We start from the raw sequence: 11091 nt of genomic DNA, 5'->3' as shown, positions 1-11091 counted from the left end.
GTCACGTGCCCTCTGCCGCCAGAACCTGTGCGAACTCCTGCTTGCGGTACAGCTGCATATGAATCGCGCCCGTGTCATCACGCGTCCATTCCACGATCCGGTTTTGAGACATATCACTTTCCATGCGGTTCGTACGAACCCTAGGATGGGGGATGCTCTTTTTCAGCATCTCTACAATCTGATTGGTCTGCCCGAACCGGGCGACAAGATCGACGATCCAGAACGACGACCCGCTGGTGAAATCGGCCTCGGTCAACGGAGTTTCCTGAATGGCGTATCGGTGTTCGGCCTCGGGGCTGAGGCCAGCGAAAGTCACAAATCCGCGTGGAAAACTGTTTTGCCGAAAGATGTGATACTGGCCCAACCGGAATGGTGTTTCAAAGGCATAAAGCACCTGCGCCAGACTGCGATCCCTATGCGGTGTTGTCAGCGACGCCAGATAGAACAGCGCGCCGAAATCCGCATATTTTTCGGGCGGAATGTCGAACCAGTCCTTTGGGAATGCCTTGCTCAACCCGTGCCTCATGCAAATGACCGACGATCAGAGGTTACCCTCTAAAGTCCTGAAATGATACCATTTTGGTCACATAGGCGCGCTTCCGTTGCGGAATGGTGAGAATTGCGCCGCCTATCGTTAACTTTACTCATCGAGCCTAATCCCTATCATTTCAAGCAAAGCCGTATTTTGGTTAGAGGAGTTTTGCCATGCAATTATTCAAATTATTGAGCGTAAGCGTTCTGGTGTTGGTGCCAGCCCTGGCGCAAGCGACCGGGTTTGGGTTTAGGTATGGCTTCAATCCCGGCTTTCGCACGACAGTGACGCCATTGGACAATGGCAACTATCAAGTGGCCACGCATGGATCGTCAGCGGCGGTGGCCTATTGGTGCGGTATCGGTGACTTCGCCATCCGCACCCTCGGCTTGCCGACAACGCAGCAGATTTATGTCTCGAGAGCTTATGAAAAGCAGACACGGACGGTGCAGTTTTCGTTTGCTGAGCCTGAAGGTGGCAGCACCAAAAAGAGTTATTCGATCACCGTCAGCCGCGTGGGCGAAAGTATGTCGGCATCCGGGGCGCAAAGCCGTTGCTACGACAACTTTATGGATTTCGACTTCTGAGGGCAGATCAAACCCATTTGGCCATCGGCGGCAGGCTCATTAGCACAGCATCCGGATCGTGGCCGGTTTCCAGCCCGAACTTGGTGCCCCGGTCGTAAACCAGGTTGTATTCGGCATAGAGGCCCCGATGCACAAGCTGGGTATTCTTGTCAGCATCGTTGAATCCTTGCACGCGGCGCTGTTCGACCAGGGGTAAAAAGGCCGGAAGAAAGGCACGGCCGATATCTTGTGTCAGCGCAAAATCCGCAGCCCAATCGCCGGTGCAGTAATCATCCATGAAGATACCGCCAACCCCGCGGGCGCGTTTGCGGTGCGGGATATAGAAATATTCGTCCGCCCATTCTTTCAGGCGTGGGTAATGACCTGGCCCGTGCGGGTCCAGATGCGCCTTTTGCGTGGCGTGGAAATGGGCCGTGTCCTCGTCATATTCTATGCAAGGGTTCAGGTCGGACCCACCGCCGAACCACCATGCATGTGGGGTCCAGAACATGCGAGTGTTCATATGCACCGCCGGAACATGCGGATTTTGCATATGCGCGACCAGCGAAATGCCCGAGGCCCAAAAGCGCGGGTCTTCGGTCATGCCCGGAATGCCTTTGCGCGCTGCCATCGCCTGCTGCGCGCGTGCGCCAAGTGTCCCGTAGACGGTTGAGATATTGACGCCGACCTTTTCGAACACGCGGCCACCGCGCATCACCGACATCAATCCGCCGCCCGCATCCGTGCCATCTTCGGACTGGCGCGTGGTTTCCTTGATTTCGAACCGTCCAGGTCTGGCGTCCGAAAACGGCCCGGTGTCGTGGCTGTCTTCAAGAGCCTCAAAGGCGGTGACGATTTGGTCCCGCAATTGGCGGAACCATGCAGAAGCGGTGGATTTTTCGGTGTCGAACATATGTGTCAGTGCGCTGGGGCTGCAACGGGGTCCAGCAGGGTGCGGCCGCCGTCAATGGTTAGAATTTGTCCGGTGATGAAACCTGCGGCGTCCGAGGCCAGAAACTGTGCTGTTTCGGTCAGTTCGGTCGGCGCAGCAATGCGGGCCAGCGGAGTGTGTTTTTCAATATCGTCCCGAAAGTCGCGGTTCTCTTTCAGGGTGGAGCGCAATGAGGCGCTCATCACGGATCCCAATGCGATGGAATTTACCCGAATACGGTTGGGGGCCAGCGCGACAGCCAAGGATCGGGTCATCTGATCCAGCGCGGCGGTCGAGACGGAATAGGCCATCAGGTCAGGGTGGGTTCGTCGCGCTGCAATCGAAGACAGATTGATGATCGAGCCTGCAATGTTTTCCTCGTCATCTCCGGCTTGTTTGATCATGCGTTTGGCGACCAACTGGCTTAACCGCAGGGCGGGCATTAGGTTCTGATTCAGAAGGGTGCGGACTGAATCGTCTTCGGCATCCAGCGGATCAGAAGGGATCACCTGACGGGCGCCGTTGATCAGGATATCCACCTGATCGAAGGCGTCGATTGTGGCCGACAGCAGGTTGGCAATTGTCAGCTTTTCCCGCAGGTCGCCAGCAAAGAAACGGATATTGCTGTCATCGGCCTGCTCGCCCAGTTCTTCGGCCAGCCGCTTTTCGTCCATGTCGGCGAACATCACATTTGCCCCGGCATCGGCAAAGTGGCGCCCGATGGCCAGGCCGACTCCGTTGGCGCCGCCGGTCACGATTGCGGTTTTGCCTGCTATGGAAAAGGACATGCGCTTCCTCCTGAATTTCGGCGCAGGTTAACTGGGATCACCGCCGAGGGCGAGAGGCATGGAACACCTTGAACCGATTGTCGCCGGTCACTTCTTCGACATGCGCAAACGTGTCGGTCAATGTAAGCTCATAGGGTAGGTGGCGGTTGGCCACCATCCACAATGTGCCATTGCGGGTCAGGTTCTTTGCGGCGGATGTGATAAAGCCTTGCCCCAGTGCCGGATCGGCGTTGCGCGTAGTGTGAAACGGTGGGTTCATCACCACGGTGTCGATGGGTTCGTCGGCACGCCATGTCACCGCATCGGCCCAGTGAAACTGAGCGCGGGGATCAGTCACATTGGTGCGGGCACAGGTCAGCGCAATATGGTTGGCCTCGACCAGGTGCAAGGATTTCAGGCCCGGCGCCTGCAGCAGCCCGGCGGAAAGATACCCCCAACCAGCCCCCAGATCGGCGACCCGAGCGCCCAGCTTGTCCGGCAGCGCGGCCCGCAACAGGGCCGAGGCCGGATCAATGCCGTCGGCCGAGAATACGCCTGGCGCGGTTTTAAAACCGTCCGCGGTCTGATGGGCGGGCGCGGCCCAATCCGCAAAAGCATGCGGATCGGACTGGAACCAGAAGATCTTGCCATGCGCCTTTGAAATCGGCCCCTCAACCGCGACCCGCTTGCGGATGTCCTTCAGCAAACTGTCCACACCGTCGGTCTTGGCGCCGTCAACGACAATCACGCCATTCGCGCGGGTGCAGGCCTGCTGCACCATCGACCGGGCCAATGCCTTAGCGCGAGGTAGGATTACGATGGCGTCCTGACAGGGATCTTGCGCCACAGGTACAACCGCGAAGCCCTGTTGGGTGAAATGGTCGTGAAAGGGTTTAAACGGCTGCACCACTTGCGTTTCACGCGGCAAATCAGACAGGTCACTGGCCGTTGTTGGCCCCAGTACAGTCAGTGGTTGCAACAAGGTCAGACCGCTTTGCAGCGCAAGATCAAGGCGAGGGGACATAAGCGATTCCGTAAGACCGGTCTGGTCTTACTCTTCCCGTTCCATGGTGCATTGCAAGGGGTGCTGGTGCCTGCGGGCGAAATCCATGACCTGGCCCACTTTGGTCTCGGCGATCTCGTGGCTGAACACGCCAACGACGGCCACGCCTTTTTTATGCACCGTCAGCATGATCTCGAACGCCTGCGCGTGGGTCATGCCAAAGAACCGTTCCAGTACATGCACAACGAATTCCATCGGCGTGTAATCGTCATTCAGCAGCAGAACCTTGTACAGCGGCGGACGCTTGGTCTTGGTGCGCGTCTGTACCAGGACAGACGCATCTGCATCGTCGTCGTCCGATTTGTCAGACATCATCCATTGGTGTTCAAGCATCGCGTTCTACTGTCCGATTCAGGCTTCGGTTTGTCTTTGCGCTTATATAACGTCGAACCAGCCAGAGAAAAGAGCCAGCAGGACGTAATAGCCATGGGCCAAAATCTTACCACAATCGGCTTCGATGCGGATGATACATTGTGGCACAATGAGCGGTTTTTTCAGCTGACGCAGGCTTATTTCGCCGATCTTCTGGCGGATCACGCCGAAAGGGGTCACCTGATGGAGCGTCTGCTGGCCGCAGAAAAACGCAATATCCGGCACTATGGATATGGAATCAAAGGTTTCACCCTATCGATGATCGAAACTGCGATTGAGGTGACGGATGACCGGGTTCCCGCCTCGGTCATTCGGCAATTGATAGAAGCCGGGCAAGAGATGCTGGCCCATCCGATCGAGCTGTTGCCCCATGCACGCGCGGCGATTGAAAGCGTGGCGGCGACTCATCAAGTGGTGCTGATCACCAAGGGCGATCTGATTGATCAAGAGAGGAAACTGGCCCAGTCGGGGTTGGGTGAGCTGTTCGACGGGGTCGAGATTGTGTCCGAGAAAACGCCCCAGACCTATCGGCTCATCTTTGGCCAATACGGTGACGGGCCTGCATCGGCGATGATGGTTGGCAATTCGATGCGCTCGGACGTGGTGGCCCCGATACAGGCCGGGTGCTGGGGCGTGTATGTGCCGCACGGTCTGGTTTGGGAAATCGAACAGGCCGAAACCCCGGCGGATAACCCGCGATACCGCGAGCTTCAGGATTTGGGTCAGCTTGCCAATCTTGTTCAGCGACTCAGCTGATGTGGCCGAATGGTCTCAGTCCTGAAAAATCGACGCCCAGCGTCGGCAAGTTCTGGTCATATTCATGGATTTGGTGGTGACAAGGGTGCGCCTGACCACATGTGGTGTGTCCGTGGCAAGCTCAAGAAACCGCGAATTCACGAGCTTTTTGTTTCTTTCACTGGGTCTCTGTGTTAGCCTGATCAATAATAAAATAATTATTTAGCCGACCGGGAAAACCCGGCGGCCCGAGGTAGACAGAGGCAAAGATCGTGCAGGTTCGGCGGACAGTTCCGGCCCGAATGGGCTTATTCCTTATAGCATTCTTGTGGCTGCTCTCCTTTGCGCCGTTGCAAGGGGTGGCTGCTCCTTATGCGGCGATGGTGATCGATGCACGCACCGGCGAGGTGCTGCATTCGCGCAATGCCGACACACGGCTGCATCCGGCTTCGCTGACAAAGATGATGACGCTTTATATTGCGTTCGAAGCGGTGCGGAACGGTGAGATCGATCTGGATACCCAGGTGCGCATCACCAAAAAGGCCGCGTCCGAGCCGCCGTCAAAGCTGGGCTTGCGATCCGGTCAGCGAATTGCATTCCGCTATCTGATCCGTGCCGCGGCGGTTAAATCGGCGAACGACGCAGCTACCGCCATCGGTATTGCGATCAGCGGGTCCGAGGCCGCCTTTGCCCGCCGCATGACCCGTACTGCCAAGGCGATGGGCATGAGCCGCACAACCTTCAAGAACGCGCATGGTTTGACGGAATCAGGCCACCTGTCGACCGCGCGCGATATGACCACTTTGGGCCGTCATCTGCTGTATGATTACCCGCAATACTACAATCTGTTCTCGCGCCAATCGACACATGCGGGGATCAAGACCGTTCCCAACACCAACCGCCGCCTGCTGGCCGCCTATAAGGGCGCTGATGGGATCAAGACAGGCTACACCCGGGCTGCGGGCTTCAATCTTGTGGCCTCGGCCAAGCGCAAAGATGAACGTATCATCGCCACCGTCTTTGGCGGCAAGTCGGGCGCATCGCGCAACGCCAAAGTGGCCGAGCTGTTGGACATGGGCTTCCGCCGCGCCCCGTCTCGGGCACCGATCCGTAAACCGGCGCGCCCGGCCTATGCCGGGAATGCCGGATTGGGCGCGACGGTTGCAGCTCTGACCGGTGCACCAAATTCCAGCCTCCGTCCGGTACTGCGTCCAACGGCAGGGTCTGCAGTACAGGTTGCGGGCACGGTTGCTGCGACAGCGGCCAAGAACGGCGCGCGTATTCAGGACGGTATTGCAGCCGCCATGGCCGCTGCGGATATCCAAACCCCTACCGGCGACACAGCGCGCCCCGCTGCGCGTCCGGATGATCTGGTTCTGGCGTCGACCGATCCGGCCGTGCAGCCGGAACCCGAACCGGAAATTGTCACCCGTCTGTCCACGTCCGGCGGGCACCTGTGGGGCGTCAACGTGGGCCGCTATACCACCCGATACGAGGCGGAAAAGGTTTTGCTGAAAACCGCCCTGTCGGAAATGACCACTCTGGAAGGCACGCTGCGCAAGGTGAACCAAAGCTCGCGCGGCTTTGACGCGACATTCCAGGGCATGACCCGCGAACAGGCCGATTTGGCCTGCCGCAGGCTTCAGGCCCGGAATGTCACCTGTTTCATGATCGGGCCGTCATAAGATCCGACATATACTCTCCTGGATGGATCTGGGCTGCGAGGAAACTCGCAGCCCTTTTTTGTCAGGGCGTTTTAGTCGAACACGTGGCCATGCTGGTATTGTTCGTCCTGCCCGGCGGCGGCTGTCAGGGCCGCCACGTTGTCCTTGGTGAAGAACCCGTCATAGTGGTGGCAGCGTTCGATATATTCCGTGATCAGCAGCGTATTCTTCGAGTGTTTCGAGAAAATCTGCTTGAGGTTCGGATCGTCTTTGCATTCACCCACCACATGGGCCAGAAACGGCACGCCTTTATCCTTGAGCGTATTAACCACGAAATCGACGTTTTTCTCACCGGCGTTGTGATCACCGTCCTGAATTTCGATGGCCATGTGATGCAGGCGACGGCCAAAATTTCGGACGAAATCCTCGGTCGGCATCGGCAGTTGCTCAAATGAATTGATGAAGGAAGGGGTGTTGTTGGCGGTGAAGACCTTGGCGGGCGATTTCTTGTCATCATCCACATTCGGGTTTCGGTTCACGTTGGTCGACGAATTCATGTCAAAGATGTTGTACGCACCCCAGAAGTAATAAGGCACCATGGTCAGAAACTCGAGGATCGCGTCCTCGCGCTCACCAGCCAGAATACGTGTGGCAAGGTGGTCGACCCCCAGCATCAAGGGTGAGATTTTGCTGTCAGAGCCAAAAGCCGCAGCTTGATCCAACTGCGCCTGCTCTGCATCACTCAGCAACACGCGGTCACCCAGACCCAGGCTGTCGGGGTCATTGAAATCCAGTGCGGAATAACCGACCCGGTTGCAAGTGAAATCCGACGGGGTGGTGAACCGGAACCCATCCAGCGTGTAGAACGGGTTTTCGGTATCGCCTTCATATTCAAAGCGGATATTCTGATCCTCAAGCGTCTTGGTGAGGGCCTGCAAGTCGATCGCGCCGTAAATCTCGCCGACATAGCGGGTTTGCGGGGTATTGCGCGCCAGCGGGTACATGCGATTGATGCGGGGAATGAAATCCTCAAAGCTTGGGCTGAGCGGCGCCGTCACGACCAACGCCGGGTAGTCGGCGTGCGAATGCAGGACCGAAAACTTATGCGTTTGCCCCAAATAGGTGGCCGTGTGGCGATAAGGGGTCATCACATACAATTCGATCAGCGTATCGAACAGCGCTGTGGTTTCCACTTGCTGGACAATCGCCCGCATCGGCCCGACCTGATCGGCAACACCAGAGCTGCTGCGCCGCTCATAAATTTTGGGTAGATACTCACCGAAGAAGTCCGAGTTCTTCTTGTCCCCGCGCGGTTCATAAGACATCAAATCGAAAGACATAAATTTCCCTCCTTGCGAGGGCCCAGAGAGCTCCGGACCCGGCGTTGCCTGGATTTCCAATAATCAGAACATGCACTTGCAGGCATGCTAGGGTCAGAAATCCAACTGGGCAACAGTAAGAAGGTGGGGCGCAGACCTTACGCCCGGATGTCTATCGGGTGAATTTTGTCACCTCGACACCACCTGCGATCAGGTTTTCGCGAACGGACCGGGCGATCTGCACCGCGGTCGGCCCATCCCCATGCAGGCAGATCGTGTCGATTGAGGTTTCCAACCGCTTGCCGGATTCGGTGATGATTGCACCTTCGCGGACCATGTTCAGCATGCGTGGTCCTGCCAGTTCGGGGTCGTGGATGACCGCGCCGGGCAGGCTGCGATCAACAAGCGTACCGTCATCGTTATAGGCGCGGTCGGCAAAAATTTCTCCCACCCATTTGCAACCCAATTCGCGCACGGCCTCTTCCTGCTTGGTAACAGCTAGCACCATGACAATAATGTCCGGGTCCACGTCCAGCGCGCCCTGATAACAAGCTCGTGCCATGTCGATATCGACCGAACACATATTGGCCAAAGCACCGTGCAGCTTCAGATGCCGGACCTTCGTACCAACCGCCTTGGCCATGCCCATCGCCGCGCCAAGTTGAAAACGGACCAGATTGCGCAGGGTTTCGTGGGGCACCTTCATATTGCGGCGGCCAAATCCCTGCAGATCGGGAAAGCCGGGATGCGCGCCGATGCCGACATCGTTCTGGGCAGCCGACGTCATCGTTTTCGCCATGACATCGGGATCGCCCGCATGAAAACCACACGCGATATTGGCCGAGGTGATGATCTTCAGCAGGCTTTCATCATCGCCCATATTCCAAGGGCCAAAGCTTTCCCCCATATCGGCATTCAAATCGACGCTGGGCATCGGCAAACTCCTTATTCGGTGCCAGAGATCATTCCGCTGATCAATTGATAGGATAACAGGTCGGGGATGTCGTGCGGATCGCGGACCAAGGGCTCGACCCGCGCGCGCAATCGCGACAGATCGGACAGGTAAGTGGCGTGCAGGGCGACGGCCTCGTCCATGGACACAAATGTAAACTTTATCTGCCCGCCGGCCGGGGTTTGCGCCGCCCGGGGCAGATCGCAGGGCAGGACAGTGGCGATACGAGGGTAACCACCGGTCGTCTGGCACTCGGGCAGCAGGATAAAGGGGTTTCCGGTGCCGGTCATCTGGATGTCGCCCGGGGTGATCACATCTGACAGAATGTTCAATTGACCCTTTGCGGCAAAGCCTTCGCCATCGTTTTCCAATTGCATGCCCATTCGGTTGGCCCGCGCACCGCGCCGAAACGCGGTTTCGGTAAAACGGTCCAGCGTTTCTGGATCGAACAGCGGGGTCTGGAAGCTTGCCAACACGCGCAGGGTGCCCCCGGAAAATCGGTCATCGGGGCGCAGTTTCATACCGGTGTTGCCTGAATAGGGACCGACGGGCAGTCGGTCGCCGGCCTGCACGGCACGCCCGACATTCGCTGTCAGGTGGGCGGAACGTGAACCCAGAAACAGCGGTAATTCAAATCCGCCACCAACATGCAAATAGCCATAGTTGCCCTGATTGGCGGCGCCGATCGTCAGCTTCTGACCTGCCTCCAAAGAGAAAGAGGCATTCCAGACAATCGGGACGCCATCGATACTGGCCTGCATTGGCGCGCCGGTCAGGGCGATGCTGACCGGTTGCGTGGCCTCGAACGTGCCGCCCATTCCCGCCATTTCCAGGGCTGCGCAGTCCGGGCTTTGACCCAGCAGCGCGGCACCCTCATGTAACGCGAGTTGATCTGCCGCCCCTGACCGTGAAAGTCCCTGATCCAGATATCCCGAACGCCCCTGATCCTGAATGGTGCAGGCCGGGCCAATCTGATGTACCAGCAGGCTCATGCCGGGATCTCCTCTCGGGTCGCCCCGCCTAGACCATCATTGGTTTCGCGTATCTGTTCCAGTTCTGCGCGTGAGACCGGCAGAAATTGCATCTCGTCGCCGGGGCGCAGGACAAAGCTCTGTTCGGCTTCGGGACGGAAGCAGCGAAAAGCGGTTTGGCCGACATGTCGCCATCCTGTCGGGTTGGGTCTGGAAAACAGCACAAGTTGCGATATCGCCAGGATCAGCGCTCCTTCCGGCACCATAGGAGTGAGTTTCTTGAGGCGTGGAATGTTGAACTCAGGCCCTAGCGGTCCAAGATATGGTAGGCCGGGCGCAAAGCCGATGGTCAGTACGCGAACACGGGTTTCACTCAGGCGTCGTATGGCTTCGGTTGGTGTCAGCCCAGCTGCCGCTGCGGTTTCGTCCAATTGCGGTGCTAATTCACCTCCGTACACAGTGGGTACCTGCCACAAGCGGCGACCTGCAGGAAGCGGTGCCCGATACCAGTCTTGCTGATGCAGCATCTCTTCGATCCGCCCGTGGATTTCTGTGTGCGGCAGGGCAAGGGGATCGAACCGAACATAGGCCGAGGCCAGAGACGCCGATGTCTCAATTACACCTTCCCATCCAAGAAGGTCGACCGCATTGCGAAATGCAAGCGCCGCCCGGTTCGAGGATTCAGCCATCGTGTCAGCAAACGAGACCAATAGACCGTCCTGACCAACCGTCCGTATGCAAGGAAAGGGATGCGCGTGTGTAGCTGTCATATTACTGTGCGTTTGGCTGTCTCTTTCCGGCGAGGTGACAGTATCCGAGGTTAATGCGCAAGACCCGGCGCGCGCGTTGTGCCTTTTTCAGTGCCCTGTTTGGTGGCGAGTCGGGGAAACGGGCTCAAAATTGGCTCGGATCAGATGATGCGACTCGGTTGGGTCTTGTGGATGTCGGCTAGGAACTCACTATATATAGGGTATGCGGGTGGTTGACCGATTGCTCATGGTGGGGCAACTGCGTGTGCCTACTGCGTGAGCGGTGTATGTGGCTTCGTTGGGTGCATCTTAATCATTTGAAATATAAGTGAAAAAAATCAATCCGCAAAAAAATCACGCAAGATGCAATTTTCCACTTGCGGGTTGTTTGGGTAAACCTTAGAACCCCCTTCACCGGCGCTGCTGAGGCGGTGTTGGGACGCTGGAGACGGCGGAGACGCTCAGGAGAG

General features: G+C 57.6%; 12 protein-coding genes. 3 read left to right on the top strand and 9 right to left on the bottom strand.

Going from position 1 to position 11091, the window contains the following annotated elements; translation table 11 throughout:
- Position 1: 1 nt before the first annotated feature.
- On the bottom strand, positions 2–514 hold the full coding sequence (locus tag ACR0JB_RS11425; RefSeq protein ID WP_170397342.1) for a toxin-activating lysine-acyltransferase: 513 nt from the start codon (positions 512–514) through the stop codon (positions 2–4).
- Between the two features lie 191 nt (positions 515–705).
- Between ACR0JB_RS11425 and ACR0JB_RS11420 the strand changes: the two genes are divergently transcribed.
- Positions 706–1119, top strand: a complete 414-nt coding sequence (locus ACR0JB_RS11420) for a hypothetical protein (protein ID WP_170397344.1) — start codon at positions 706–708, stop codon at positions 1117–1119.
- Between the two features lie 7 nt (positions 1120–1126).
- Here the strand turns inward: ACR0JB_RS11420 and hemF are convergent, their stop codons facing one another.
- Genes hemF through clpS form a run of 4 tightly spaced genes read right to left on the bottom strand, consistent with a single transcriptional unit; the run spans position 1127 to position 4192 of the window.
- A complete protein-coding gene (hemF, locus tag ACR0JB_RS11415) occupies positions 1127–2011 on the bottom strand; it encodes an oxygen-dependent coproporphyrinogen oxidase (RefSeq protein WP_170397346.1) in 885 nt (294 codons plus the stop codon).
- 5 nt (positions 2012–2016) lie between these two features.
- Positions 2017–2817 carry an SDR family NAD(P)-dependent oxidoreductase gene (locus ACR0JB_RS11410; protein ID WP_170350457.1) on the bottom strand — a complete coding sequence of 267 codons (801 nt, stop codon included), beginning with the start codon at positions 2815–2817 and terminating at the stop codon, positions 2017–2019.
- Between the two features lie 37 nt (positions 2818–2854).
- Positions 2855–3820: a class I SAM-dependent methyltransferase gene (locus ACR0JB_RS11405; RefSeq protein ID WP_170397348.1), complete on the bottom strand. Its 966-nt coding sequence runs from the start codon at positions 3818–3820 to the stop codon at positions 2855–2857.
- A 27-nt stretch (positions 3821–3847) separates the two neighbouring features.
- The gene (gene clpS, locus ACR0JB_RS11400) at positions 3848–4192 is read right to left on the bottom strand and encodes an ATP-dependent Clp protease adapter ClpS (protein ID WP_170350453.1); all 345 of its coding nucleotides are present in this window, start codon (positions 4190–4192) and stop codon (positions 3848–3850) included.
- Between the two features lie 93 nt (positions 4193–4285).
- Between clpS and ACR0JB_RS11395 the strand changes: the two genes are divergently transcribed.
- Positions 4286–4987 (top strand): HAD family hydrolase, encoded by a 702-nt coding sequence (locus tag ACR0JB_RS11395; RefSeq protein WP_170397350.1) that lies wholly within the window; start codon positions 4286–4288, stop codon positions 4985–4987.
- A 281-nt stretch (positions 4988–5268) separates the two neighbouring features.
- Entirely contained in the window at positions 5269–6651 is a 1383-nt protein-coding gene (locus ACR0JB_RS11390) for a D-alanyl-D-alanine carboxypeptidase family protein (RefSeq protein ID WP_170397351.1), read from the top strand.
- Positions 6652–6722: 71 nt separating this feature from the next.
- Here the strand turns inward: ACR0JB_RS11390 and ACR0JB_RS11385 are convergent, their stop codons facing one another.
- The 4 genes from ACR0JB_RS11385 to ACR0JB_RS11370 all read right to left on the bottom strand — a co-directional run bounded on the left by ACR0JB_RS11385 (position 6723) and on the right by ACR0JB_RS11370 (position 10642).
- Positions 6723–7970 carry a hypothetical protein gene (locus tag ACR0JB_RS11385; RefSeq protein WP_170397352.1) on the bottom strand — a complete coding sequence of 416 codons (1248 nt, stop codon included), beginning with the start codon at positions 7968–7970 and terminating at the stop codon, positions 6723–6725.
- 151 nt (positions 7971–8121) lie between these two features.
- Entirely contained in the window at positions 8122–8883 is a 762-nt protein-coding gene (locus ACR0JB_RS11380; protein ID WP_170397353.1) for a LamB/YcsF family protein, read from the bottom strand.
- An 11-nt stretch (positions 8884–8894) separates the two neighbouring features.
- On the bottom strand, positions 8895–9893 hold the full coding sequence (locus ACR0JB_RS11375; RefSeq protein ID WP_170397354.1) for a 5-oxoprolinase subunit C family protein: 999 nt from the start codon (positions 9891–9893) through the stop codon (positions 8895–8897).
- Entirely contained in the window at positions 9890–10642 is a 753-nt protein-coding gene (locus ACR0JB_RS11370) for a 5-oxoprolinase subunit B family protein (protein WP_170397355.1), read from the bottom strand. The genes ACR0JB_RS11375 and ACR0JB_RS11370 overlap by 4 nt, the downstream gene beginning before the upstream one ends.
- Between the last annotated feature and the right edge of the window lie 449 nt (positions 10643–11091).

The sequence above is a fragment of the Ruegeria sp. BI7 genome (assembly GCF_056537925.1).
The sequence above is the reverse complement of the archived record's forward strand: the minus strand, read 5'-3'. Positions and strand labels throughout refer to the sequence as shown.